The organism is Nonomuraea sp. C10, assembly GCF_008017515.1.
Lineage (GTDB): Bacteria > Actinomycetota > Actinomycetes > Streptosporangiales > Streptosporangiaceae > Nonomuraea > Nonomuraea ferruginea.
The window spans coordinates 5393998-5420216 of sequence record NZ_VPFF01000001.1 but is presented as its reverse complement, the minus strand read 5'-3'; the positions used below and the strand labels follow the sequence as shown (position 1 = coordinate 5420216).

Genomic DNA, 26219 nt, shown 5'->3' with positions numbered 1-26219 from the left:
GGCGATGCTCCGGGTACGTGCGTGGCATGAAAGCCATCAACGTGTGTTTCGGCGTAGACGTGGACGCGGTCGCCGGCTGGATCGGCTCGTACGGGGGGCAGGAGTCCCCGAACGACATCCAGCGGGGTGTCTTCGCGGCCGAGGTGGGGACGCCGCGGCTGCTGCGGTTGTTCGCCCGGGAAGGCATCAGGACGAGCTGGTTCGTGCCGGGGCATTCGGCGGAGTCGTTCCCGAGGCAGACGCACATGATCGTCGAAGCCGGGCATGACGTCGGCGCGCACGGCTACATGCACGAGAACCCCGTCGCGATGTCCGCCCAGCAGGAGGAGGACGTGCTGGCGCGCAGCGTCGAGCTGCTCGACAAGGAGTTCGGCGTCCGGCCGAGCGGGTACGTCGCGCCGTGGTGGGAGATGTCGGCGCGCACCATCGACCTGCTGCTCAAGTACGGGTTCAGCTACGACCATTCGCAGTCGTACCGGGACTTCCAGCCCTTCTACGCCCGCCGGGGCGAGGAGTGGACGCGGATCGACTACGACAAGGACGCCTCGACCTGGATGAAGCCGCTGGTCCACGGAGAGGAGGTGGATCTGGTCGAGTTCTCCGCGAACTGGTATCTGGACGACCTGCCGCCCATGATGTTCATCAAGAACTCGCCGAACAGCCACGGCTTCGTGAACCCGCGCGATCTCGAACAGCAGTGGCGCGACCAGTTCGACTGGGTCTACCGGGAGCTCGACTACGCGGTCTTCCCCATCACCCTGCACCCGGACGTGAGCGGCCGGCCGCAGGTGCTGCTGATGCTGGAACGGCTGATCCACCACATGCGCGGTCACAAGGGCGTGAAGTTCATGTCGTTCGCCGAGGCGGAGAAGGACTTCCGGGCCCGCTACCCGTTCAAGGAGCGGGCGCGGCCGGCCGACGTCCACTGAGCCGGGGCCATACTGGCAGGCATGAGCTGGACCCCTGAGCCGCCGGTGAACGCCCTCCGCGACGGCATCACCCACGGCTGAGCCGGGATGAGCCCATCGCCCGCGCGTCTGCGCGCCCGCATCGACGACGCCCCGATGTCCCGATCGCAGTGGTCGGCGATCGCCGTGTGCGTCCTGCTGAACGTCGTCGACGGGTTCGACGTGCTCGTCATGTCGTTCACCGCCGCGGCCGTCTCCGCCGAGTGGCGGCTGTCGGGGACCGAGCTGGGCCTGCTGCTGAGCGCCGGGCTGGTCGGGATGGCGCTGGGATCGCTGTTCCTCGCGCCGGTCGCCGACCGGACGGGGCGGCGGCCGCTGATCCTCGCCTGCCTGGCGGTGTCGTCGTCCGGGATGCTGCTGTCGGCCCTGGCCGGGAGCGCCGTCCAGCTCGGGCTGCTGCGGCTGGTCACCGGGGTCGGCATCGGCGGCGTCATCGCCGGCAGCAACGTCATCGCCGCCGAGTACGCCAACCGGCGCTGGCGCGGCCTGGCCGTCAGCCTGAACACCGCCGGTTACGCCGTCGGCGGCACGGTGGGCGGCGTCATCGCCGTGGTCCTGCAGAACGCGTCGGGGTGGCGGTCGGTGTTCGCCTTCGGCGGGGTCGCCACTGCGCTGCTCGTCGCCGCCGTGGTCCGGAGGCTTCCCGAGTCGCTCGACTTCCTGCTCACGCGGCGCTCGCCCGGCGCCCTCGACAGGCTCAACGCGCTGCTGGCCGCGATGCGGCAGCCGCCGCTGCGGTCGATGCCCGAGCCGGACGCGCCCGCCGGGCGAGCGCCCGGGCTGCGGCAGCTCCTGTCGCCCGCGCGGCGTCGTAACACGCTGCTCACCTGGGCCGGCTTCTTCACGAGCATGTCCGGCTTCTACTTCGTGGCGAGCTGGACGCCCAAGCTGCTGGTGGAGGCAGGGATGTCGGCCACCGAGGGCATCACCGGCGGGTCGCTGCTCAACCTCGGCGGCATCTTCGGGACGACGCTGCTCGGCCTGCTCGCGGCCCGGTTCGCGCTCCGGCGCGTGCTGCTCGGCTACGTGCTGGCCTCGGTCGCGCTGCTGGCCCTGTTCGTGCCCGCCATGTCGGTGTACGGACCGGCGCTCGCGCTCGGCGCGCTCATCGGGCTGTTCGTCACCGGGGCGGTGGCGGGCCTGTACGCGCTCACGCCCTCGATCTACCCGCCGGAGATGCGGGCCACCGGCGTCGGCTGGGGCATCGGCGTCGGCCGCGTCGGCGCGATCCTGTCGCCTCTGGTCGCCGGTCGGCTGCTGGACGCCGGGTGGGGGCCGGGCGGGCTCTACCTGCTGGCCGCGGCGGTGCTCGCCGCCGGCGGGCTGGCCGTGGGCGCCTTCCGCCTGGACGCGGGCTCGCCCGTACCCGTGAAGACGGAGGCGTGACCGCGGGTCAGGGCAGGCGGTCGGTGCGGTGGGCGGAGAGGCGGGCGGGGTCGGGCCAGCGCACGCCGTGCGCCCAGCCCGCCCGCTCGAACCAGCGGATCAGCCGCGCGCTGGGGTCGAGCTGGCCTTTGAGCACGCCGTGGCGGGCGCAGGCGGGCTCCGCGTGGTGCCAGTTGTGCCAGCCTTCGCCGAACGTCAGCAGCGCCACCCACCACACGTTGGACGAGCGGTCGCGGGTGCGGAACGGCCGGTCGCCGAAGGTGTGGGCGACCGAGTTGACCGACCAGGTGACGTGGTGGACGACCGCGTAACGGACGAGCCCGCCCCAGAAGAAGGCGGTCCAGGCGCCCGCCCACGACATCGACCACAGCCCTCCGGCGGCGGCGGGCAGCGCGAACGAGAGGGCCACGACGGCCGGGTAGGCGGCGTCGAAGCGCCGCACGTCCGGGTCGGACAGCAGGTCGGGCACCCAGTGGCGGGTGCTGGAGCGGCGCCGGGCGGTGTAGAACCAGCCGACGTGCGCGTGCAGCATGCCGCGCAGCAGGCCCAGGCCGCTCTCGCCGTAGCGCCACGGGGAGTGCGGGTCGCCCTCGCGGTCGGCGTACTTGTGGTGCCTGCGGTGCTCGGCCGCCCACAGCGTGACCGGCCCTTCGACGGCCATGCCGCCCGCCAGCATGAGCGCGACCCTGAGCGCCCGGTTGCCGCGGAAGGCGCGGTGGGTGAACAGCCGGTGGTAGCCGACGGCGATGCCGAAGATGCTCACCGCGTACATCACGGCGGCGATGACCAGGTCGCGCGGGCCGATGCCCCAGCCCCAGGCGGCCGGCACCGCGAGCGCGAGGAGCAGCACGGGCAGCACGACCAGGACGACCAGATAGGCGGTGCGGCGGCCCGTGGTGACCGCCACCGTCTCCGCCGCGCTCCGGCGTGGAATGGCTGACGTCAAGCTTCCTCCCTGTGGTGACCCCGGCTCCCCATTCAACGGCGGGGGTCCTGGAGTGCGGCTATGACCTGACAGTGACGACTCGATTACTTTCAGGAGGCAGAACAATGCGCTCCGTAGCCATGAAGAAACGCAGAGGGTCTCCCTAGATTGTGGTTGCACAACGTGATCATTGATGATCGCTCCGGAACCATGCGGAAAGGTCCACGGAATGGGTGCTGTCGGCCAGACGACCACGGGCGGCTATCTGGAGAGGTACGACGAGGCGCTCGCCAGCGCTCCGATGTCCGCGTTCGGGCTGGTCAGAGAGTGGATCCGGAGCGACTGGCGCGGCCTGTTCGCCGAGCTGCGCGAGCGGCGTCCCATCCTCGTCACGCCCGCCTTCACGGTCGTGACCCGCCACGCCGACGTCACCGAGGTGCTCTCCCGTGAGGAGATCTTCTCGGTCCGGGCCTTCGGCCCGCGGCTCGACGCCGCCCTGGGCGGGCCGTTCATGCTCGGCAGGGACGCCACCGCGATGAACTGGCGGGAGAAGGGCCTGATGCAGGTCATGCTCGACCCCGGCGACGTGGCCGGGGTGCGCGAGCTCGCCGGGAACCTCGCCGACGAGCTGCTCGACGCCGCCTCGCCCGGCGGGCGCGTCGAGACGGTCGGCGGGCTGTTCAGGCCCGTCGCCCTGGGGGTGTGCGCCCACTACTTCGGCTTCCCCGGCCCCGACCCGCAGACCCTGTCGCGGTGGACGCGCGCCGTCGTCACCGACGGCTTCGCCAACTTCCACGGCGATCCGGAGATCCAGGCCGCGTCCGTACGAGCCGGTACGGAGATGATCGCCTACCTGCGCGAGCGGCTCGCCGAGTACCGGGCGGCGCCCGATCCGCCCGACGACGTCTTCGCCCGGCTCGTCCGCTCCTCGCACGTGCCCGACGACCGCATCCTGATCAACATGGCCGGGCTGCCGCTGGGCTTCGTGGAGAGCGCGCCCGGAGCCATGACGGAGGCGGTCGAGCAGCTGCTGATGCGTCCGGAGGTGCTGGCGGAGGCCGTCGAGGCGGCGGGGGACCCCGAGCGGTTCGACCGTTACGTCTGGGAGGCGCTGCGGTTCAACCCGTTCTTCAAGCTGCTGCCGAGGCTGTGCGAGCGCGATCACGTGCTGGCGGCGGGCACGCCGCGCGCCACGCCGATCCCGGCGGGCACGTTCGTGCTCGCGGCGCCCGCCTCGGCCATGTTCGACGCCGACGTGGTGCCGGAGCCGGGCGAGTTCCGCCTCGACCGCCCGGCGCACCACCACCTGTTCTTCGGCCACGGTCACCACGCCTGCCTGGGTGTCCATCCGGCCAGGGTCGTCGTGAGCGAGACCGTACGGCGTCTGCTGCTGCGTCCCGGCGTCCGCCTGCTGCCCCCGCCGGAAGGCGCTGTCGAGCGCGCCCTCGGCATCTTCCCCGACCGCTTCGTCGTCGGGCTCGGCACCGAGCGGCGGGAGGGCTGACGATGGCGGGCAGCACGACAGCGCGCGGCGTCGCCTCGGACGGGCTCGTCAACCGGCTCAGGTTCCTGGCCCTGACCAGCGGCCGGCCGTTCTGGGACCTTCTGCAGCGGGTCGATCCGGTGCGGCGCAGGGTCAACGCGACCCTGATCGACCAGGCGATCCGGGAGATGCCGCCGCGGCCGGAGCCGCTGAGCACCATGGCCGGCTACACCTCCTGGGCCTCGCTGACCGACCGCACCTACAGCGGGCGTCACCTGCCCCCGATCACCGTGGCCGACGACAGGCGGCCGACCCCCGAGCGGGCCGCCGAGCTGTTCACCCGCGGCGAGTCCATGATCCACTGCCCGCGCTCCACGGTGCTGTTCGCGTACTTCGCCCAATGGTTCACCGACGGCTTCCTGCGCGGCGACGTGAACATCCCGCGCGACCCGCGCAAGAACAGCTCCAACCACCACATCGACCTCAACCAGGTCTACGGCCTCGACGAGCGGGCGACCGCCGCGCTGCGCACCTTCGACGGCGGGCTGCTGAAGAGCCAGCTGCTCGACGGCGGGGAGTTCCCGCCCTTCCTGTGCGAGAACGGCAAGATCAAGCCCGAGTTCGCCCCGCTGCGCGTCATCCGCTTCGACGAGCTCAGCGACGCGCAGCGCGACACGCTCTTCGCCACCGGCAGCGACCGGGGCAACATCCAGCTCGGCTTCACCATGCTCACGGTGCTGTTCCTGCGCGAGCACAACCGGGTGGCCCGGCTGCTCGCCAAGAACCATCCGCGCTGGGACGACGAGCGGTTGTTCCAGACGGCCCGCAACATCCTCATCGTGCTGCTGATCAAGCTCGTGGTCGAGGAGTACATCAACCACATCACCCCCTACCACTTCCGGTTCACCCTGGACCCGAAGCTGTCGGCGCTGCTGGCGCACGCCCCCTGGCACCGGGAGAACTGGGCCTCGGTGGAGTTCAACCTCGTCTACCGCTGGCACAGCCTCATCCCGTCACACCTGTCCGTGGGCGGGCACGATCTGCCCCTGGCGCAGACCATGATCGGCGGCACGCTGATCCCCGGCCCCGGGCTCGGCCGGCTCTTCGAGGACGCCTCACGCCAGCGGGCGGGCCGCATCGGGCTGTTCAACACCGACCCGCTGCTGCGCGAGGTCGACGCGGCGAGCATCGCCGACTCGCGCGTGCTCGGGCTGGCCTCGTACAACGACTACCGGCGACACTGCCGCTTCCCCCGGGTGCGCCGGTTCGAGCACGTCTCCGGCGACGCGCGGGTCTCCGGCGCGCTGCGCGACCTCTACCGCGGCGTCGACGACCTCGACCTGTACGTGGGGCTCTTCGCGGAGGAACCCGGATCCCCGGACGCGATCCTGCCGCCGCTGCTCACCAAGATCATCGCCATCGACGCCTTCTCCCAGGCGCTCACCAACCCGCTGCTGGCGCCGCGCGTGTTCAACGCCGCCACCTTCTCCCCGACCGGCGTGCGGATCATCACGGCCACCCGCACCCTCGCCGACGTGGTACGCCGCAACACCCCCGAAGACCCGACCCCCCGCTTCGTCAGCATGACCCGGCAGGCCTTCACATGACCTGCCCTCCCGACCCGTCCCCGTCTGTCCCGTCCAGTCCCTCCGAGGAGTCCCCGGTCGGTTCGTCTGATTCGGCCGCCGCGTTGCTGCGTGCCGCTGCCCGGGAGGTGGTCGATGTCGCGGTCACTCTTCGGGAGGTGGCGGGTCACGCTACGGCCGCGCTTACCGACGGCGAGCTGCTGCGTGGCCTGCCGCGCGCTCCCGCCGAGGGCCGGTCCGCCTGCCGTGCGCTGCTGCGGGCCACCACCGGCCGACGCGGTCTCGGGTACGCGCTCACCGGCGGTCCGCTGGTCACCCTGGCCGCCAAGGCGGGCGCCATGGCCGGGGCCGAGAGCCTGGTCGTACGCGTGCTGGCCACGTCACTGCGTCTGCGCATCGCCGCCGTCGCGGTGGACCACCCCGAGCTGGCCGAAGACCCGATGATCGCCCGGCTCGTCGACGCGGCCGCCGCCGACCGCGACCTGGAAGCCGTCCGCGCCCTGCGCGCCCTGCTGAAGGACCGCGGCGCGGTGCGCGGGCTCAGCGGGCTCGCCCCCGTCTTCGGTGAGGTCCTCGCGCTGCGGGCGCTCCTGGACGAGAACCCGCTGAACGACGCCACCGCCTGGCTCATCGCGACCGGCCGGGGCCGCGCCACCGCCGACCCGATCACCGGCATCAGCAACCGTGCCATCGCCGTCCTCGACACGGGGGAGGGCGCCGCCCGCCGGACCGACCTGAGCGACGCCGAGTCCGCCCGGCTCGGCGACCGGGGATCACTGCTCGGGTTCCTGGGCAACATCAGCGTCATCGGCCCCACCGGGCGGATCCTCGTCCAGAGCGTCCAGGGCCCTGACGGGGTGGTCCGGCACGTCGTCCAGGTGCCGGGCATGGCTGGGCTGCTCGACGGCGACTCGCCCCAGGACCTGCTCGGCGCGTTCAGCAGCGCGGTGCTCGACAGCAGCCCCTACAGCCGCGCGCTGGCCAGGGCCGTCGCCGACTACGGGCTGCCCGAGGGGGCCGAGGTGGCGCTCGTCGGGCACAGCGCGGGCGGTGCGGCGATCATGAACCTGGCGCAGGACTCCGGCTTCTGCGCCAGGTTCACCGTCACCCATGTCATCGCCGTCGGATCGCCCGTCGACTTCAAGCGGCCCGCCGACCCGCGCACCTGGGTGGCCAGCGTCACCAATCAGCACGACATCATCCCCACCCTCGACGGGCAGGGCGCGGGCAACTGCTTCGACCTGAACCCCGGCTGGTACGTGGTCGACTACTACGACTCCACCCACCTGTTCCCGCTCTGCCACCGGCTGGAGCACTACATCGACAACCTCGCCCGCGACCTGCCCGAGGCCCGTGACCACATCGACGACCGGCTCGCGCCCTACCGGGGGCGGGTCGTGCGGTCCCAGGCGTACCAGCTGTTCGACCGCGCGCCCGATCCGGCGGGTTTCCCGTTTCTGACCGTGCCGACCTACTCGCTGGACGGGGCTGTCGAGCTGCCGATCAGGTGCCGTCGCGGCAGCGCGCTCACCGCGCTGTTCGCCGCCGACCGGGAGGCGGTGGCCGGGGTGCTGGAGGGGACCGGGTTCGGGCCCCTTCTCGTCGCGGGCCGCGCCCTGGTCGCCGTGCACGCGGCCTGGAACCGGGACACCAGCTTCGGCGGCTACCGGGAGGCGCACCTCGGCGTCGTCGTGCCCGGCCCGTGGCGGTCGCCCTGGCTCTGGCCCGACCTGCTGCGGAGCGCGGGGCGGCGGCGTTCGGGCAGCCTGCTCGTCGGGTCGGCCGTCGACACCGAGGCCGTCCGTGCCGTCGCGGCGCGGCTGTGGGGTGGTGAGACGCATCTGGAGCCCGTCGATGTGCGGCTCGCCGCGGGGCGGGCGCGGGTCACCGTCGGCGATGCCTTCACCCTCTCCGGGAGGCTCGGCCCCTTCCTGCCCGTCGGCGACCGCGACCTGGTCGGCTACACGGCCGGGACCGGTGCCGGCACGCTGCGCTCATGCGTACGGGTCCGCGGCCCTGGACGCCTCCACCCCCTGCCCCTGCTGCGGCTGACGGCCGAACCGGGCTCGGACCATCCCCTGGCCGAGCGGGTGCGCGCCCTCGGGCTCGACGGCGCCAGCCCTCTGCTGTCCCTGTCCTCGCCCGCCCGCCAAACCCTCAGAGACGCCGCCGTCCCCCTGCACCCCCCTGACCGCCCGCCTGTCGCCGGAGAAGTGTCGCCGTCCTGCTGGTGATCCGCCGATGGAGGAGAAATGCCGGTCGAACACGCGGGGCTCGCCGCGCACGCCGAGGTGTTGCGCTCGGACGCCCGCGCGCTCGCCGCCTGCGCCGAGCGCCTGCGCGAGATCGGAGCGCGGCTGGAGGCCGCCGGCGTCGCGCCGCCGTGGCTGCGAGCCTCGGTGAACGCCCATGTCGCCGCCTGCGTCGAAGCCGTCACCGACCTCGACGAGGCCGCGACCCGCCTGCACCGCTACGCCGCCCGGTCCCGCCCTTGACGCGGCATGGCTGCCTCGTACGGGGACGGACTCGCTCGGGGTGGGTCAGTTCGCTTCGTGGACGGCGCGGGCGGCGCTGAGTCCTGATTCGAGTGCGCCTTCGATCCAGGCGTGCCAGAGCGAGCAGTGCTCGCCGGCGAAGTGGACGCGGCCCTCGGGGGCGATGATCGCGTCGTGCAGGGCCGTCTGCTGGTGGGGCTCGAAGAGGGCGAACGCCCCGGCCGCGTACGGGTCGTTGTACCAGGCGTGGGAGACACCGAACTCGAAGTGGTCATAGATCTCCGGGTGGATCTTGGCGACGTCTTCGAGCGCCTGCTCGATGCGTTTCTGGGCGGGCATCGCGCCCCAGCGCAGCGCGTCCTGCCCCCAGGTGTAGGCCGCCAGCAGGACCGCCCGCTCGTCGCCTTCGGCGGGATGCGAGGGGTAGCAGATGCGCCGGATCGGCAGGTCGGTGACCGTGGTGCCGCCGACGATGCCGTCGGTCCGCTCCCAGAACGCCCGCCGCACCTGCAGCAGGATCTTGGTGGAGGCGTTGTAGTTGAGCTCGCGGATGGCGCGCTGCTTGCGGCGGGAGAAGGCGGGCCTGGTCTCGACGTCACGCAGCACGGAGAACGGGATGGCGCAGATGGCGTGGTCGCCGGTGATCGACGTGCGGCCCGAGCCCGTACGGACGTGCAGGGTCACCGAGTGGTCGTCCTGCTCGATGGCCGTCACCTCGTGGCCGAACCGGATGTGGCTTCTCAGCTCGCGGTAGAACGCGACGGGCAGCCGGTCGGCGCCGCCCACGATCTCCTGCATGTCCTCGAACGCCCGCCCGACGATCTCGCGGAACTGCTCGATGACGGCCGCGTTGAGGTTGGACTCGCGGAAGCTCATCACGCCGTAGAGCTCGATCGCCCCCTCGGAGAACCCCCGCTCGCGCAGGAAGCCGCGGATGGAGTAGCGGTCGTACTCGGCGCAGATGCGGTCGAGCGCCTTCTCGCCCTCCAGCGCGTAAAGGTCGTGGATCTCCTGGGTGGCGGTGCGCCACAGATCCTCGTAGGTGCGGCCGCGCTCGTGCTCGGCCAGGCCGAAGTCGACGAGCTGCGGGTTGCGCCCCAGCTCGCCGATGGTCGTCCGGACACCCTGGATGTACGCGAGCGTCCGGGGGTTGTTCATGACGAAGGGGCGCAGGGGCAGCCCGAACCGTTCGCAGTAGGCGAGGGTGAGATCGTGCACGCGGGGTATGCGCATCGCCCCCGCTTCCGCGTACAGACCGGGGGCGAAGTCGCGCAGGGTCAGCACCCGCCCGCCGACCCGCTGCTGGGCCTCCAGGACCACGGGCTCGTGGCCCTGACGCATCAGCTCGTAGGCGGCGACCAGCCCGGCCATCCCGGCTCCGATGACCAGCACGCGCTTGCGCGGCCGGCCACCGGCGCCGAGCCCGCGCCCGGCCGTCGCGACCAGCTCGGCCGGGACGCGGAGATCGTGACGCGGGCGGGGCACGCCCGGCGGGTTCGCTTCCAGGGTGCCACGCCCTTCCCTGACGGCTACACAAGGTAAGGAAGTGACTACCTGAGGTCAATGCCTCTGTCAAGCCGGGCGCCCGGCTTGACAGTCGGCAGTGGTCAGGAAGACTCCGGCTTGCCGTGACGGTGCTCGTGCGGCCCGTCCATGTGGCGCCGGTCCTTCCCCTTCCCCTCGCCCTCGGACTTGGCGCGGATCGCGACGGCGGTGGCCGTCTCGCCGTCCACCTTCGCCAGGACGGAGACCTTCTGCCCGGTCTTCACCGTGTCGATGGTGGCGTCGCGGTTGATCCGGGTGTCGGCGCCGACCGCGTACTCCCTGGAGTAGCCGTCCTCGCTCTTGACGGTGAGCGAGTCCTGGTCGACGGCCGTGACCTCGCCGCGCTGGGTGGCGACGGTGACGTACTCGCCCTCGCCTTCCCGCACCACGAACTCGCCGTGAAGGTTGATCTTGGGGCCGTCCCAGTGCCGGCGGCCCTCCTTCTTGGAAGGCTTGTCGGACGGGCCGGTCGACGGGGACTCGGTGGCCGTGGGGGTGGGGGTGCCCGACGGGGGTGAGGCGGCCGCAGCGGTGGCGACGCCGGCGCCGGTGGCGACGACGAGCGCGGCGGTCGCGGTGAGGAGCAGAGTGCGAGGGAAGCGGCGCTTGGACGGCTCGTTCCCTGCGGTTTCCGGCTCAGTGGTCATGTGAGGTTTCCTCCCCGATGTGCATCTGTTACCCCAAGAGTGCATGCGGCTGCTTAAGGCTGAGTTAAGCGCCGTACCTGCCTTGACCTGCGCTTTAAACTCGGCGGGCATGGCGGAGGATGGCCGCCCCGGCGAAGTAGGTGACGAGGCCCGGGGTCGACAGGCCGGTGAGGCCGTGGTTGCCGGGGCCCGCCATCGCGGCGACGAGCAGACCGGCCAGCACGCCCGCCATCCCGGCGACGGCCGGCACGATCGGCGAGCTGTGCGGATCGGGCCGTGGACCGGCGCGCCGCTCGATCGGCCCGAACACCGCCACCAGGCCGGCCAGGATCAGGGCCAGCGCGAGGAGCCAGGGCACCCGCAGGACGAACCAGAACGAGGAGCCGGGCGGCGGGTCAGGCAGCACCTGCGTCAGATACAGCGCAGCCACGCCCAGCACGGCGGCCGTCATGTGCCACAGGAACACCGTCATGATCACGGAGTTGACCGCCACGACCGCCGTCCACGGGCGCGGGCGGCGCAGCCACCGGTTGACCGGATCGTGCAGCCACAGGGCCAGGCCCGCCTGCGTGGCGGCCACCGCCAGCAGTGCCAGGGTGGGCGGGGAGGTGTTCTGGATCTGCTCTCCGGCGACCCCCACCATGCTGATCGGGTACGGCCCGGCCACCGTCAACACCACCAGGGCGGTGAAGCCGGCCACCGCGAGCGGCAGCCCAACGCGCCGCCCGGACGGCAGGCGCCCGTCCTGCCAGGAGAATCCGAGCTGGTAGACGGCCAGCCAGGCGAACAGGAAGCTGCCGTACGCCGCGAAGCCGAGGACCGAGGTCATCCGCGCCACGTCACCCACACCGACGAGCACGGTCAGCAGGATCGGCACGGCGAGCCCGTACCTGCGGTGCAGGGCGTGCATGAACGGGGTGAGGACCACCACGGCCAGGTAGGCCACGAGGAACCAGAGCGGGATCGCCGCCATCCACACCCCGGTGCCGACCAGCTCCGGATCGACCCCCAGCGCCCGTGCGGCCAGGGCGCAGACCGCTAGCACGCCGAGGAACGCGGTGGTGGGCCGGACGAGCCGGTCCGTACGGCCAAGGATCCAGCTCACGGCGGTGCCGCCGCGCTTCCGGTGGGAGGTGAGGGAGGCCGCGCCGGCGAACCCGCCGACCAGGAAGAAGACCGGCATCACCTGGAACAGCCAGGTCAGCCAGCGCGTCCACGGAACGACGTCCAGCACGCTGCCGCCCCGCAGCCCGCCGTCGTACGTCACGTACACGGCCAGCCAGTGACCTGTCACCACGGCGATGATCGCGACGGCGCGCAGCAGGTCGACCACTCGATCCCGATGCGCCGGTGTGTTCCCGGCCAGCTGCCGCAGCCGTCCCATAGGCATCTGCTTACCCGGGCGGGCAGGGCCGTCACACCGGCGGCGGGTCTCAGGACTTGGGGCGGAACTCCTGTCGGAGCCGCCAGAATTTCTTGCCGGACGCGGTGGTGCAGGCGGTCGCCCCGGAGTAGCCGTACGTGGAGTCGAACCCCGACCGGTTCATCGTCGTGCCTGCCGCGGCCGTGTCGTAGACGCTATCGACCGTGACCGCGACCCGCTGGCCGAAAAGCTGGACGACGTCGTTGCAGAAGTACTCCAGGCGTTTCTTGCACGCGTCGCAGGGGCCGATGTTGCTCACCACGAGGACGTGGATCCTGCCGACATCGGGGAGTTGCGTGCCCTGTCCCTCGATCCAGTCGTAGGCGTCCTGCAGCGCGGCGACTTCGCTGTCACGGCTGGACAGGCGTGCCTCGTCCGCGCTGATCCCGGACGGCCGGGGGTGCGCGCCCTTGCTCGCGGAGGTCAGGGAGTAACGCTCCTCCCCTCCGGAGCCGGCCGCCTTGACCGCCGTCCGGTAGCTGTTCGCGTCGTCGAACGAGACGTCGCTGTCGACCATGACCAGGACCTGGGTGAACAGGCCCTGGTGCTGGGCGTGCACGTCCGTCAGCGCCTGGACGACGACCTGGTCGAGCGGGTCGTGCGAATGCGGGGTCGAGGTGGACATCAGGCCTCCTTGCCGATGCGAGAACCCCAATGTTTCACCGGCGGGAAGGGAGTCAACGCCGCGGTGCCGTCCAGGATTGACAGGCCACATCCGGCCGGCACGTGTATCACGGTGAGCCGAAGGCCCGGCCAGGGCGGGTGAACGCCTGGGCCGGGCCGGCCGATGTCAGGAGGGTCTGTCGTCAGGTGGGGGTGCGAACTGGCCGAAACGGACGTCGCGGGTCCGGTCCTCGTAGGGCGGCTGGGGCCGGCCCTGCGGGGGCGCGGGCTGTCCGTACGGGCCGGCGCCGTGCGGGCCGCTGTGCTGACCGCCCGGCTGGTGGGCGCCGTAGGGACCGCCGCCGTACTGGCCGCCGTACTGGCCGCCCTGGTGGGCACCGTACTGGTCCGCGCCGTAGCCGCCGCTCGCGCGCTGGTCCGCGCCGTACGGGACGTTGTTGTGCTGCGGGCCTGAGCCGTACGGGCTCTGCGCCTGGTGATGCGGGGCGGCGGGGAGCTGCTGCATCGGGTACGGCGACGGCTGGGCGTAGCCGCCGCCCGGCGGGTGCGGAGGGAAGGACGGCGGGGGACGCCGGCGGCCGCGCAGGACCTTGACCAGGATCAGCGCGACCACGAGGGCGACCAGCGCGCCTGCCCCGATCAGCACCCACATCAGGATCGGCCGGGGCGACTGGTCCTTGCCCGCGGAGATCGCCTGCTGGGTGTCGCTGATGTACTTGGCCACGTACGGGTGGTTCGGGAACAGCGCCTGGACCTCGCGGAACTTCGGCAGCGCGTCCTCGTAGTAGTGACGGAAGTAGTCGTTCAGCGCCTCGTTGTACCGGGTGGTCGTGGTGGCCTGGGCCGCCTTGATGTTCTTCTCGCCGAGCTTCTCCTTGACGATGCTCACCGGCAGCACGAAGCTCTCGCTCTCCGAGGCCTCGCCGCCCTCGCTCACGGTGCCGGCGATCAGCATGCCGATGACCTTGCCGTCCTTGCTGAAGACGGGGCCGCCGGAGTTGCCGTGGTAGGAGGGCGCCTGGGTCTGGATGTACGGCACGCCGGTCTGCGTGGCGCGCGTGGCGTTGTACGGGCCCTCGGTCAGCGCCGGCTCCAGCCTCGACTCCAGGCTGAAGAACGCCGTGTTGGTGACCAGGCCGGGGAAGCCGCTGATGTAGAGCGTGTCGCCGGTGCGCACGTCGCCGTCGTCGCCGAGCGGCACGGTCGGCATGTTCTGCTGGCCGTTGACCTTGAGCAGCGCGAAGTCCTTGCCGGGGTAGTTCTCGCCCACCGAGACCAGCTCGGCCGGTACGGCCTTGGCGGTCTTGTCCACGCCGCCGCCGGGCAGGCTCTGCAGAACCGTCAGGCTCTGCTGCAGGCCGCGGATCTTCATGTGGGTGCTGTTGAACGTGACGAAGATCTGCTGCGCGAGCTTGAGGATCTCCTCGTCCGTCTCGATGCCCTGCAGGCCGCTGACGATCCCCTGCGCGTCTTCCTTGTTGAACGTGGCCAGCGCCTGCTGCGCGAACATCTGCGCGAGCTCGGTGTCGCCGACCTGGACGCAGTGCGCGCCGGTGACCATGTAACCGTCGGGGGTCACCCACCAGCCGGTGCACAGGCCGCCGACCTCGGCTTCGACGGTGCGCTCCGGCGAGCTCACGGTGAGGTAGGCGTCCACGTTGCCGGCGATCCGCTGGAACATCCACTTGGCGATGCTGCGCTCGTCCGCGGAGATCTTGCCCGACGTCACGGCGTCGGTGGCCTGCACGGTGAGCTGGTTGAACGCGGCCTGGTTGAGCGCGCTCGACGGCACGGCGACCGTGCCGGTGTAGGTGAGGCTGATCAGCTGCACCGCCGGCTGGGTGCGGGCGGCCAGCCAGGTGCCGACGGGCACGTCGGGACGCTCGTCGGCGCCGTCGTCGGCGACCGCCGGTAGGGCGGGCAGCGCGACCGCCATCGCGACCACCGCGGCTGCGGCGATCTTTCGCAACTTACTGCTGTGATTTCCACGCACAACCGCACATGGTGACGAATCGATCTTGTGGATGACTTGTGGATGACTTGGCGACAGTGCCGCCGAGGGTCACGTGGTGACGGTCACGTCGCGCAGCAGGAGTCGGCTGGCCGCGTAGGCGTGCAGATAGAGGTGGAAATCCTCGGCCTTGGCCTTGGCCGACCTGTCCGCGGTGACGACCGTGGCGACCACGTAATTCTGCGACGGGTTCGTACGGATCATGCCGTAGGCGAAGTCGGCATGCGTCATGTCCCTGCGGGTGTTCACCGAATTGCCCGCCTGTTTCTGCAGCTTCTTGGCCGTGGCCCTGGCGACGGAGGCCGTCGGGAACTCCATCATGACCTGCACCGCTTTCACATGCCCGCGGTAGGCCGTGTAGGCGATCTGAATGGCGCGCTGACACTTGTTCCCGGCCAGCACACCCCGGGCGTCCACCGGGTCGCACGTGTCGTACGTCCAGCCGCCGACTTTCTTGGCCGAGTAACGCACGCCCTGGAACTCGAACCGCCAGTCCTGGAACTCGGTGTGCGCGAATCGCGTCCCCGACTCGTCCGGCGCGGCTGTCGGTTCGGGCTCGGCGGTCGGCTCCTGCGAGGGCTCCTCGGACGGCTCGCCCGACTGCCAGGGCGCCGTCGTGGGGAACGAGGGCGCGGTGCTCGGCTGGGCGGCGGGCGCGGAGCCGGAGGCGTTGACGTAGTAGGCCGCACCGGCCACGCCCCCGCCCACCAGGACCACGGCCAGGCCGACGGATAGCGCGACGATCAGGCCGGTGTTGCGCCTGGGCGGCGGGTCATACGGAGGCAGGTTCATGCCGAATCCGTCCTGCCAGGCCCGAGGGTCGAACTGGTCCTGCGGGCCGTGGTTCCGGTGGCCGGTTCCCCGGGTCTGACCGGTGTTGTCCCACTGTCCGAAGTCGGACCGGGGGAACGCGTGATCGGGGGACGGCTGCCGCCCGTGTCGCATCGGTGGCCGCTGTGGCCGGGAGGCCCAGGGGTCGTCCGGATGAGGCTGTCGAGGGTCGGTCATTGCCCCATTGTGAAATGACTTTTCGCAGTTAATCGGACTACGCCGGTTAATGGCATGGAAGTGAACCGGACCGCCGCTTTCGTGCGTACTACCTCAATCGAGCCGTCTCGCGAACAACGGGATCCTCACTCACGGGGAAAGGCTGAAACCATTCTCCCTATGCGCCTTTCCCCCGTCATCGGCAGCGCGGGCCGCAAGGAGCAGGGCGGCATGCTTGTTCCGCCGGTACATCATCTGGCGGAACAAGCATGCCGCCGGCGAACGGGTCCGCGAGGTCGTGAACAGGGCGGACGTTGCCTGGTGCGGCACGACTAGCGCCAAGGATCGAGGGCGTGCTTGCCGCGGGTCCGGCCGGCTTCGAGTTCCCGCAGCACCCTCGCCCCCTCAGCCAGGGGGTGAACCTGCGGGGTGCCGGGCGTGTACACGCCGTCGGCGATGAGAGCCTCGATCTCGACGAGCAACGACTGATAGATCGACGGGACCGCGGTCGCCAGCGCACCGATGTGCAGGCCCTTGACTTGAACCTGGTGGGTGAAGACCAGGTCGTGCGTGGTCAGGGTGGCGTCGCCGGAAGCGGCGCCGAACACGATGACGCGTCCGGTGAAGGGTTTGGTGACCGACAGGCTGGTTTTGAACGTGGCCTGTCCCACCGATTCCAGGACCAGGTCGACCCCGCCGGTCAGGCGGGTGATCGCCTCAGCCAGATCGGGACGCCGGCTGTCGAGGATCTCGTCGGCGCCGAGCGCTTCGACGGTGTTGTGCTTCGCTGGTGACGCCGTGGCGATCACGCGTGCACCGTAGTGGCGGGCGAGACGAACGGCGGCCTGCCCCACGCCTCCGGCCGCGGCATGAACGAGCACCACCTCACCCGTCTTGATCTCGCCCAACGGCTTCAGTGCCGCCAAGGCGGTAGCCCAGTTCAGCACCAGGCCGAGGGCTTCGGCATCGCTCCAGCCGGAAGGCACGGGCAGCACACCCGCAGTCGGCATCGTCATGTACTGCGAGAATGCGCCGGGGCCGGCTCCGACGACGCGGGTGCCGAGCCGCAGTGGCCTCTCAACGTTCGGGCCAACACCCACGATCTCCCCGGCGGCCTCGAAACCCGCCACATAGGGCGCCTGCGGGCCTCCTCCGTAAGTTCCACGGGTCTGCATGACGTCAGCGAAGTTGACCCCGGCGGCGCCCACGCGGATCAGGTACTCGCCGGGCCCTGGGGTGGGGCGGCGATGATCGGCCGTGAGGGTCAGATCCTCCGGTCCCCGGTGCGACCGCTGGACCAGCGCTCGTACCCGCTGCTCAGCGGTGTGCTGCTCGTTGATCTCCATGCGCCGAAGGTAGGAGCCTCACACTTACGTCAGGGTCAAGTAGCTGTCAGAGATCAGTGCGGCAGGCTTCTCGAAGGTAGGCGTCGAGTGCCGCCTGCTGATCGCTGAGAATCGCGATGCGCGCGGCGAGCCGATCGCGATAGCTCTGCACCTCGTGCAGGAACTCCGCGCACACCACGCCGGTGCCGGCATCGGGTCCGTCGGTGAGGCGGGGCAGGGCTTCCCTGATCAACCGTACGGGCAGCCCGGACTCCAGCAGCGAGCGGATGATGAGCACCCGGTCGATCGTGGACTGGCAGTAGTCGCGGAACCCATTGCTGAATCGGCCAGGGACGATCAAGCCCTCATCCTCGTAGTGCCGCAGCGATCTCACACTCACACCGCTGACCCTGGAGGCTTCGCTGATCTTCACACTCGGAGACAACACCCAGGAGCACCGCGGTCTTCCAGCGATCACCACGACGAAGTGCACCGCGCCGGGATCAGCGCACGTCACAACAGGGCGAACGTCGCCTGATGCGGCATTAGGGCTGTCGACGCGCGCGCAGGTGGTGACCGGACCGTCCACACCAAGACCGTCAACACCCCCTGGCAGCACGAGACCGCCTCCCGCACCCGCTCCTGGGGCACCTCCGCCGCGGTCCTGACCGGCGTCGCCACCACCCGCACCTGGACCGCCATGGACGGCGGCGGGTGGCGGCAGACCCGCACCGACACCGCCCACGACACCGTGACCGGCCTGCCGACCGAGGTCGACGACCAGGGCGACACCGCCCGCCAGGACGACGACCTGTGCACCACCACCACGTACGCCGTCAACGACGCCGCCTGGATCCGCGACCTGCCCCCCCGCGTCGAGACGGTCGCCGCCCGCTGCTCCGCCACCCAGGCCGGGCCGGACGGGATCGTCTCCGACGTCCGCACCTTCTACGACGGGGGCGCGTTCGGCGCCGCGCCGAGCAAGGGAGACCCAACCCGGGTGGAGAAGATCGCGGCGCACGACGGCACCGGGGCGACGTACGTGCCCTCCGTCCGCACCGCGTACGACGCGTACGGCAGAGTCACGGCCGTCACGGACGCGGCCGGCCACACGACCACCTACACCGAGACGGCCGGACTGACCACCCGGACCGTCACCACCGGACCGCCCGTCACGCCTGGGAATCCGTCGAGCGCGCACGTCACGATCGAGACCCTCGATCCCGCCCACGGCCAGGCCACCGCACGGACCGACCCGGCCGGCCGCACCACCAACCTGACCCACGACGCGCTCGGCCGGCTCACCAAGGTCTGGCTACCGGGCCGCGCCACCACCGACACCCCCGACATCGAGCACGCCTACCAGGTCGCCGAGGGGAAGATCGGCGCCGTCACCACCAGGACCCTGACTCCTTCCGGCGGTCGGCGCGTCACCCTCATCACCGACACCTTCCACGACAGCCGAGGCAACGTCGCCCGCACCCATGACGTCTATTACGCCGAGGGAGAGCCGGAGGCCGCGCTCTTCGGCGTCGCGACGCCCGGTGACGTCGAGGCGCAGCTGACATTCGCCTACGACGGGCTGAACCGGGAGACCCTGCGCCGGTTCGTCGTCGGCGGCAACGACGTCCAGGAGAAGTGGCGCACGGTGACCACGTACGGCGGCGACTGGGTGGCCGTCGACCCGCCCGACGGCGCCACCCCCACCGTCACCGTCACCGACGCCCGGGGCCGCAGAACCGCTCTGCGCCAGTACACCGACGCCCGGGGTCGCGCGGTCGTCAGCGCCTACGATCCGCTGGGCCGCGCCACCGAGGTCCGGGAGAGCTCCGCCACCGGCAGGCTGGTGGCGGCTCGGACCTACGACACCGTGCGGAAGGGCGACCTCGTCACGCAGACGCGCTACACGGACGGCCACCCCTACACCGAGCGGATCGACGCCTACGACCACCAGGGCCGTGCCGTCAGATACACCGTCGTCATCCCGGAGACGGAAGGAGCCCTGGCCGGAAGTTACACCTTCACCACCGCCTACAACCCGGACGGCACGGTCCGCACCCAAGGCTTCCCGGCGGCAGGCGGTCTGCCCGCCGAGAGCGTGACCACCACCTATGACGAGCTGGCCCGAGCCACCCGCCTCACCGGCAGTCTCGGCACCTATGTCGGTGGGACCGTGTACTCCGCGATCGGCGACCCTCTGCAGTACGAGCTGACCACCGGCGGCAAGAAGGTGTGGCAGACCTTCACCTACGAGTACGGTTCGGGCCGGCTGGCCACCGCCCGAGCCGAGCGCGAAGGCATGACCGGCGCGGACCGCAACGCTACCTACACCTACGACCAGGCCGGGTCTTTCACCTCGATCTCGGACGTGTCCCGGTCGGGCACTGATACGCAGTGTTTCGACTACGACCACCTCCAGCGCCTCATTCAGGCGTGGAGCCAGGCCACGCCCGGCTGCTCGGCGGTCCCGGCGGTCTCCGCCGTCGGCGGGCCGGCGCCCTACTGGCACAGCTACTCCTACGACGCGACCGGAAACCGCACCCGGGAAGTCCGGCACGGCATCGGCGGCGAGACCGACACCGTCAGGTCCTACGCCAACGCGCCCGCTGGGCAGGGGCACCAGCTCCGCTCGGTCTCCCAGACCGGTGGCGCGAGCCCCCGCACCGAGACATTCGACTACGACGCTGCCGGCGGCGTGACGCTGGGGGTGGACGGTCAGGTGGGGACCGCGATGCGCGGTGACGGCTCGACGGGCCATGCCGAGACGTCCGCATCGGTCGTCGACACATCCAGGACGTACGCGGTGGGCGCCTGGGTCAGGCTCGCCCACACTGACGGCTTCGCTACCGTCGTCAACCAGGACGGCGACGTGGTCAGCGGCTTCTACCTGCAGTACGTCAAGGACGAGAACCACGGCGTGCCGCAGGAGGAGAAGCCCTTCACCGTCACCTGGAACGCCACCGGCCCGATGGCCATCGGCCGCGCGAAGCACAACGGCGCCGCAGTGGACTTCTTCCCCGGGGAGATCGACGATGTACAGGTCTACGACCGCCTGGTCAGTGCGGAGGAGGCCGCAGACCTGTTCACCCGTCACCCCGTGCTCTCCGGCCGCTGGACGCTCAACACCGACGGGCAGGACGGCGTCGGCGGCTGGCAGGTCGAGATGCCGGGCTCCGACGCGTCAGGCGCGGTGGCTCAGCGGGCGGAGCACTCCGCCTATCAGAGCCAGCTCGACTGGGACCATGTGGCCATCGTGTACGACTCCTTCGCGGACGTCCTGCGGCTGTATGTCAACGGCTGGCTTGAGGAGACCGAGGAACGGGTTTCGGCTCGCTGGCACACGATCGGCTTCGACGCCACCGGCCCGCTCCAACTGGGCCGTACGAAGACCGCGGGTGCCTGGGGCGAGCACTGGCCTGGCGTGATCGACGACGTGTGGGCCTTCTCCGGGGTGCTCACCCAGGAGCAGATCCAGACGCTCGCGGGCTACACGGAACTCCCGTCGGACTCGCCTTTCTGACTTTGGGTGAGATGGCGAATCATCGGTAAACAGAATGGATCTGTAATCGGCGTAAGAATGAACCGGGCGTGCCTTTTGGCGCCGGTCCGGTCAAGCCGGGGCGTGCGGCGGTTCGCCGTCATTCGGGGCCGGAGCCGCCACCTTCTCCCGGAAAGCGCGCAGTGCCGCGGCGCCCACCGCCTTGTCCTGCTCGCCGTTGCCGCCGCTCACGCCCACGGCGCCGACCACCTGGCCCTCGTGCACGATGGGGAAGCCGCCGACGAAGACGGCGAACCTGCCGGGGTGCATGTGGCTGATGCCGAAGGCCTCGTTGCCGGGCAGGGCGGGGCCGTTCGGGGGTTCGTTGAAGAGGTGGGTGTCGCGCTGGTGGCCGGCCGCGGTGAAGGCCTTGGCGATCGCGATCTCCACTCCGGTGAGGCGGGCGCCGGTCATCCGGTGGAGGGCGATCGGATGGGCCCCGTCGTCGGCGACGCAGATGGTCTGTTTGACGCCGATGCGGCGGGCCTCCTGTTCGGCGGCCTCCAGCATGACGAGGGCGTCCTCAAGGGTGAGGCGGAAAACCGTGTGCATTGCCTTTTCAGCTCCTGCCCGCATGAATATTCCGGCCGTCTGACAAGAGAAAGCGGCGCGACGCCATTTACCGGCGACCCGCGGTCCCTGACATCGGGCTATTGCCTTCCGTTCCCCCGAAATGGAAAATGAGGGAAATCCGTCCTCCCTCCTCACCCGTGACTCGCGGCGACTCCGTTGACACCGTCAGTCTCCGAGGGCCGGTGGCCCACGGCTACGTACACACTGCCGAACCGGCGAGACAGGATTTGGGCACATGGCACAGACGTCCCCCAGCAGTGTCGACCTGATCGATGCCCAGGACCGTGACCCCAGTGGGCAGATCTCCCTGCGAGCGCTTCTGGCCGAACCTCTGCTGCGCGGCCGGGTCATCGCGGGCACGGCCGGGCTGAGCCGGAGCGCGTCCTGGTGCCTGCCGCTGTCCGAGCTGGGGGAGGCCGGGCCGGTGTCCTCGCCGGACCTCTCCGGCATGGTCGTCCACCTGCCCGCGGACGCGCTGGCCGAGCCGGACGAGGCGTGCGCCCTGGTCGCCGACCTCGCCCGTAGGGACGCCGTCGCGCTGCTGGTCTGGCCGTCCCCCGAGGGCCGCGTCCCGGACCTGACCAGGGCCGCGCGGGCGGCCGAAGAGGCCCGCATCCCGCTGCTCGTGCTGCCGGCGGAGGCCGACTACCGTGCGGTGAGCCGCCTGGTGGGGCAGAAGGCCCTGGCCCAGACCTCTCACGTGCTGGAGTACGGCTCGCGGGTGCACCGCACGCTGGCCGAGGTGCTGGCCAGGGGGTCGGGAATCCCGGCCATGGCGCGGGCGGTCGCCGGGCTCGCCCGCTGCCCGGTCCTGGTCATGGACGCCGACGGCGAGACCCTCGTCTGCGCGGGCTTCGAGCCGGGCGCCGCCGGTCTGGCCGCCGAACCGGCCAGGATCGCCGACCTCATCGCCGAACGCCTGCCCGACCTGAGGGAGAGCGACGACTGCGCCCGGACGCTGACGGAGCTCAACCTGCGCGAAGGCGAGCTGGACGACCCGGTTCGCGTCCTGATCGCGCCCATCGTGGTGGGCGGCGACCTGTACGGCAGGCTGGTGCTCGTGGAGAACGTCTGGCCGCCGGACGCCCACGACCTGGCCCAGCACCGGGTCATCGCCGAGCACGGGGCCACCCTGACCGGCTCGGAGATGTTACGCCAGCGTTCGGTGCGGGCCGCCGAGGAGCAGGCCAGGGGCGACTTCGTCGAGTCGCTCGTGCACGGCCGCTTCGCCGACCCGCACGAGCTGGAGGCCCGCGCCCGCCACCACGGCTTCGACCCGGAGGGCCGCTACGCGGTGCACGTGCTCACGGCGGGCGCCCTGCTGCCGGCCGGCCGGCGCGACCAGCGCCGGGCGGGGGCCGTGACCCGCATGGTCCAGGTGGTCGAGCCCTCCGACACCCAGCGGACGCTGGCCGCCGCGATCGGCCCCTTCATCGTGGTCATCCGGCAGGTCACCGGGGACGCGCTGGCCGGGCAGGCGTCCGTGGCGCAGTTCGCCGGGCAGCTGCACCGGGCACTCCGCCCCCACCTGGGGGACGACCTGCGGCTCACCCACGGGCGCGCGGGCCGGGGCGCGGCGGGGGTGGCGGCCAGCTACTACGAGGCGCGGGTGGCGATGGGGCTGGCCCGGCACACCGGCGCCGCCCCCGTGTGCGGGTACGACGACCTGCGCGTCCACGCCGCACTCAAGGACGTGGCGGCCAGCGTCGAGGGGCGGGCGTTCGCCAGGGAGATCCTGGACGCGCTGCGCCGCGTGCACAGCCAGACCGGTGACCTGGAGCAGGTGGTGCTCGCCTACATCAGGTCCGCGGGCAACCTGAACGCCGCCGCCCGGACGCTGAAGCTGCACCGCAACACCATGCTCTACAAACTGGACCGGGCCTCCAGGGCGCTGCGGATGGACATCCGGTCGGCCGACGCCCAGTTCATGGTCTGGCTCGCGCACCACATCGACACTCTCGCGGCGGTCACCGGCGCGCTCTCCGACGAGTTGTCCCCGCCCGTCGACTCCGTCGAGGCCCTCTGACGGCTCAGCCCTGGGCGGCCTGCCGCCGGCGCCTGGGCCCGTCCTGCTCCTTGGCGTCGCCGGGAAGCAGGACGAAGATCTCGCCGTTCTCCTCGCGCACCGGATACACCCTGATGGGCTGCGTCGCGGGCGGCAGGATCGGCTCGCCTGACTCGTAGTCGAAGACGCTGCCGTGGCAGGAGCAGAGCAGCCCCTCCTCGGTGGCCCGGCCGGAGGAGAGCAGGCAGTCCAGGTGGGTGCAGTAGTTGGACATGGCGTGGACCCGGCCGTCCCAGCGCGCCACCGCGACCTCCACCTCGTCCACGAAGAATCTGCGTACGAGCCCGTCGGGCACCTGCCCGGACCGTGCGACGCGCCGGTATTCCATGGTCTCTCCTCAGAGCAGGTCGATCAGGTCGGTGTCCTCGTCGCGGAGCGCGGCGGGGTCGGGTGCGGCCCCGGCCGCCATGAGCTGCCGGGCCGCGGACACCTCGGCGCCCCGGTCCATCCCGAAAGCGGCCTTGAGCACGCCCTTGCGCAGGTAGAAGGCGACGAAGTCGAGCTCCTCGGCCGAGCCGCGCACGACCAGCTCGTCCCAGCCCTCGGCGTGTCCCGCGTACTGCAGGTCGCGGCCGAACTGCTCCGACCAGAACCAGTGCGGGGTCGTGTACGGGACGTCGCGGCCGAGGATGTTCCAGGCCGCCGCGGCGCCCTGGCCGCTGGCGTTGTCGAAGTGCTCCACCCGCACCGGCCTGCCGGCCAGGGGATGGAAGGCGCGGGCGACGTCGCCGGCGGCGTAGACGCCCGGCACGTTCGTCCGGCAGTACTCGTCGGTCAGGACCCCGTCGTCCAGGTCGATGCCCGAGCCGGCGAGCGGTTCGACGTTGGGCACCATGCCGACGCCCACCACCACCACGTCGCCCTCGACGATCCGGCCGGCGCTGGTCCGCACCACGGCGACGTCCGGTGTCTCGGCGTACTCCACGACGCTCTCCCCGGTGCGCAGCGTCACCCCGCCGGCCCGGAGCAGCGCGGCGCACACGTCGCCCGTCTCCTCGCCGAGCACCTGCCCGAGCGGGTGGTCAAGGCGCTCGATCACGGTCACCGCCGCGCCCCTGGCCCGCGCCGTGGACGCCACCTCGGAGCCGATGAACCCGGCTCCGACCACCACGACGCGGGCCCCGGGCCGCAGGTCGGCGCGGAGCCGGTCGGCGTCGGCCACGGTGCGCAGGTACCGTACCCGGTCGCCGGCCACCCCCGGCAGCGCGCGCGGCCGCCCCCCGGTGGCGATCAGCAGCGCGTCGGCCGCGGCCGTGGAGCCGTCGGCGAGCTCCACGGCGCGGTCCGCGCCGCGCACGGCGGTCACCGCGGTGCCCAGCAGCAGCTCCACCTCGTTGGCCGCGCACCATCGCGCGGTCAGCAGGTCCAGCCCCGCCCGGTCCACCTCGCCCGCCAGGTACTCCTTCGACAGCGGCGGGCGCTGGTAGGGCGGTTCCGGCTCGGCGCCGACGAGCGTGACACGGCCATCGAAGCCCAGCCGCCGCAGCGTCCGGGCCGCCACGGCGGCCGTCTGCCCGGCCCCGGCCACCAGCACCGACCGGATCACCGGCTCTCCTCCGCCGTCAGCGCCCGCGGCCGCGGGTCCACGTAGACCACGCCGTCGTCGACCCGTACGGCGTGCACCGGCTGGCACCGGTCCTGCCCGTCGGCCTCACCGGTGCGCGGGTCGAACGACCACTGGTGGCCCGGGCAGATCACCCTGCCGTGCAACAGCGTGCCCTTGCTGAGCGAACGCCGCTTGTGCACGCAGGTGTCGGCCAGCGCGTACACCTCGCCGTCCACCAGGAAGAGCGCGATCTGCTCGGCGCCCACCGTGACCAGCTTGCGGTTGCGCCGCTCCAGCTCGCGGAGCGAGGCGACCTCCACCCACTCGGCCGGCGTGCTCACTCCGCGGCCACGAGGTCCGGCCGGACGTAGTGGTCGTACAGGCCCTGCGTGTACGAGTAGCGCATCTCGGCGCCCCACCGGCACATCCGCAGGCACCGCTGCTGCAGCTCCGGCGTGTCGGCGTGGTCGAGCACGATCTGGTAGCCCCGCTCGCCGTGCACCTCGTCGGAGGTGATGTGCAGGTCGAAGAACTCGATCTCGTCCTCGCTGAAGCCGTAGACCTCGCGCAGGGGGACGATCTGCTTGCGGTAGATGTTCGGCACCTGCGACTCCAGGCCGACGACCAGCGCGGCGGTGGCCACCACGAAGTGCTCGCGCATGGCGACCGCGTAGCACCACGACTGCAGGCCGCGGGTGATCGGGTTCGCGTTGTCCGGGTCCTCCACTCGCTCCCGGGTGGTGCCGCACGCCTCCGCGAACTTGATGAGCAGGTCGGTGTGCCGGATGTCGGCCAGCTCCTCCTCGTACATGTTCTGCAGGGTGAAGTCCTTGGCGCCGGTGTACTGGTCGGGGGTGTTGGCGTAGACGTAGGCGAGGTAGTCGGCGAACGGGCCGACATAGTGGTAGTGGTTCTCGGCCCAGCGGGCGAAATGCTCCCGCTTGAGCTTGCCCTCCGCCCAGGCGACGCTGAAGTTCGCTTTCGAGGCCTGCCGGCCCTTGATCGCGTTCTCCAGGGCCGAGCGGAAATCATCCCGCGACAGCAGTTCCGGCATTTCCGGTCTCCCTTTCCCCGAGACGGCTTTTCTCGTCT

The 26219-nt window shown here is 71.2% G+C and carries 22 protein-coding genes; 8 read left to right on the top strand and 14 right to left on the bottom strand.

What is annotated here, in order from left to right; translation table 11 throughout:
* Positions 1-26 precede the first annotated feature (26 nt).
* Together FR742_RS24830 and FR742_RS24825 are read left to right on the top strand one after the other, a co-directional pair.
* The gene (locus FR742_RS24830) at positions 27-929 is read left to right on the top strand and encodes a polysaccharide deacetylase (RefSeq protein WP_148033165.1); all 903 of its coding nucleotides are present in this window, start codon (positions 27-29) and stop codon (positions 927-929) included.
* Positions 930-1016: 87 nt separating this feature from the next.
* Positions 1017-2354 (top strand): MFS transporter, encoded by a 1338-nt coding sequence (locus FR742_RS24825; protein ID WP_148033164.1) that lies wholly within the window; start codon positions 1017-1019, stop codon positions 2352-2354.
* 7 nt (positions 2355-2361) lie between these two features.
* Here FR742_RS24825 and FR742_RS24820 read toward each other — a convergent pair whose 3' ends face one another.
* Positions 2362-3300, bottom strand: coding sequence for an acyl-CoA desaturase (locus tag FR742_RS24820; RefSeq protein WP_148033163.1), 939 nt, complete (start codon positions 3298-3300; stop codon positions 2362-2364).
* A gap of 208 nt (positions 3301-3508) precedes the next feature.
* Here FR742_RS24820 and FR742_RS24815 point away from each other — a divergent pair, with 208 nt between their 5' ends.
* From FR742_RS24815 to FR742_RS24800, 4 genes are all read left to right on the top strand, one after another.
* Positions 3509-4783, top strand: a complete 1275-nt coding sequence (locus FR742_RS24815; protein ID WP_148033162.1) for a cytochrome P450 — start codon at positions 3509-3511, stop codon at positions 4781-4783.
* A 2-nt stretch (positions 4784-4785) separates the two neighbouring features.
* Positions 4786-6369: a peroxidase family protein gene (locus tag FR742_RS24810; protein WP_148033161.1), complete on the top strand. Its 1584-nt coding sequence runs from the start codon at positions 4786-4788 to the stop codon at positions 6367-6369.
* Between the two features lie 137 nt (positions 6370-6506).
* The gene (locus FR742_RS24805; RefSeq protein WP_187281291.1) at positions 6507-8582 is read left to right on the top strand and encodes a hypothetical protein; all 2076 of its coding nucleotides are present in this window, start codon (positions 6507-6509) and stop codon (positions 8580-8582) included.
* An 18-nt stretch (positions 8583-8600) separates the two neighbouring features.
* Complete coding sequence (locus FR742_RS24800) at positions 8601-8843, top strand: hypothetical protein (protein WP_148033160.1); 243 nt, start codon at positions 8601-8603, stop codon at positions 8841-8843.
* 45 nt (positions 8844-8888) lie between these two features.
* On the opposite strand, the gene FR742_RS24795 is transcribed toward FR742_RS24800, so the two are convergent.
* From FR742_RS24795 to FR742_RS24755, 8 genes are all read right to left on the bottom strand, one after another.
* Positions 8889-10328, bottom strand: a complete 1440-nt coding sequence (locus FR742_RS24795; protein WP_261808725.1) for a flavin monoamine oxidase family protein — start codon at positions 10326-10328, stop codon at positions 8889-8891.
* A gap of 122 nt (positions 10329-10450) precedes the next feature.
* Positions 10451-11035, bottom strand: a complete 585-nt coding sequence (locus FR742_RS24790) for a hypothetical protein (RefSeq protein ID WP_148033159.1) — start codon at positions 11033-11035, stop codon at positions 10451-10453.
* Between the two features lie 94 nt (positions 11036-11129).
* On the bottom strand, positions 11130-12419 hold the full coding sequence (locus FR742_RS24785) for an acyltransferase (protein ID WP_148033158.1): 1290 nt from the start codon (positions 12417-12419) through the stop codon (positions 11130-11132).
* A gap of 49 nt (positions 12420-12468) precedes the next feature.
* The gene (locus FR742_RS24780) at positions 12469-13083 is read right to left on the bottom strand and encodes a hypothetical protein (protein ID WP_148033157.1); all 615 of its coding nucleotides are present in this window, start codon (positions 13081-13083) and stop codon (positions 12469-12471) included.
* Positions 13084-13248: 165 nt separating this feature from the next.
* On the bottom strand, positions 13249-15051 hold the full coding sequence (locus FR742_RS24775; protein WP_261808724.1) for a serine protease: 1803 nt from the start codon (positions 15049-15051) through the stop codon (positions 13249-13251).
* 93 nt (positions 15052-15144) lie between these two features.
* Positions 15145-15885: a hypothetical protein gene (locus FR742_RS24770; RefSeq protein WP_148033156.1), complete on the bottom strand. Its 741-nt coding sequence runs from the start codon at positions 15883-15885 to the stop codon at positions 15145-15147.
* A 527-nt stretch (positions 15886-16412) separates the two neighbouring features.
* Entirely contained in the window at positions 16413-17426 is a 1014-nt protein-coding gene (locus FR742_RS24760; protein ID WP_148033155.1) for an NADPH:quinone oxidoreductase family protein, read from the bottom strand.
* 46 nt (positions 17427-17472) lie between these two features.
* Entirely contained in the window at positions 17473-17838 is a 366-nt protein-coding gene (locus FR742_RS24755) for a MerR family transcriptional regulator (RefSeq protein ID WP_148034793.1), read from the bottom strand.
* Between the two features lie 267 nt (positions 17839-18105).
* Here FR742_RS24755 and FR742_RS24750 point away from each other — a divergent pair, with 267 nt between their 5' ends.
* Entirely contained in the window at positions 18106-20925 is a 2820-nt protein-coding gene (locus FR742_RS24750; protein ID WP_148033154.1) for a LamG-like jellyroll fold domain-containing protein, read from the top strand.
* Between the two features lie 90 nt (positions 20926-21015).
* Here FR742_RS24750 and FR742_RS24745 read toward each other — a convergent pair whose 3' ends face one another.
* Positions 21016-21495: a heme-binding protein gene (locus tag FR742_RS24745; protein ID WP_148033153.1), complete on the bottom strand. Its 480-nt coding sequence runs from the start codon at positions 21493-21495 to the stop codon at positions 21016-21018.
* A gap of 256 nt (positions 21496-21751) precedes the next feature.
* Between FR742_RS24745 and FR742_RS24740 the strand changes: the two genes are divergently transcribed.
* Complete coding sequence (locus FR742_RS24740; RefSeq protein ID WP_148033152.1) at positions 21752-23542, top strand: helix-turn-helix domain-containing protein; 1791 nt, start codon at positions 21752-21754, stop codon at positions 23540-23542.
* A gap of 4 nt (positions 23543-23546) precedes the next feature.
* Here FR742_RS24740 and FR742_RS24735 read toward each other — a convergent pair whose 3' ends face one another.
* The 4 genes from FR742_RS24735 to FR742_RS24720 are packed head-to-tail and all read right to left on the bottom strand — an operon-like array spanning position 23547 to position 26181.
* On the bottom strand, positions 23547-23909 hold the full coding sequence (locus tag FR742_RS24735; protein WP_148033151.1) for a Rieske 2Fe-2S domain-containing protein: 363 nt from the start codon (positions 23907-23909) through the stop codon (positions 23547-23549).
* A 9-nt stretch (positions 23910-23918) separates the two neighbouring features.
* Positions 23919-25127, bottom strand: coding sequence for an NAD(P)/FAD-dependent oxidoreductase (locus tag FR742_RS24730; protein WP_148033150.1), 1209 nt, complete (start codon positions 25125-25127; stop codon positions 23919-23921).
* Positions 25124-25468, bottom strand: coding sequence for a Rieske (2Fe-2S) protein (locus FR742_RS24725; RefSeq protein ID WP_148033149.1), 345 nt, complete (start codon positions 25466-25468; stop codon positions 25124-25126). Before FR742_RS24725 ends, FR742_RS24730 begins: the two co-directional genes overlap by 4 nt.
* Positions 25465-26181 carry a TenA family transcriptional regulator gene (locus tag FR742_RS24720; RefSeq protein ID WP_148033148.1) on the bottom strand — a complete coding sequence of 239 codons (717 nt, stop codon included), beginning with the start codon at positions 26179-26181 and terminating at the stop codon, positions 25465-25467. The genes FR742_RS24725 and FR742_RS24720 overlap by 4 nt, the downstream gene beginning before the upstream one ends.
* Positions 26182-26219: the final 38 nt, after the last annotated feature.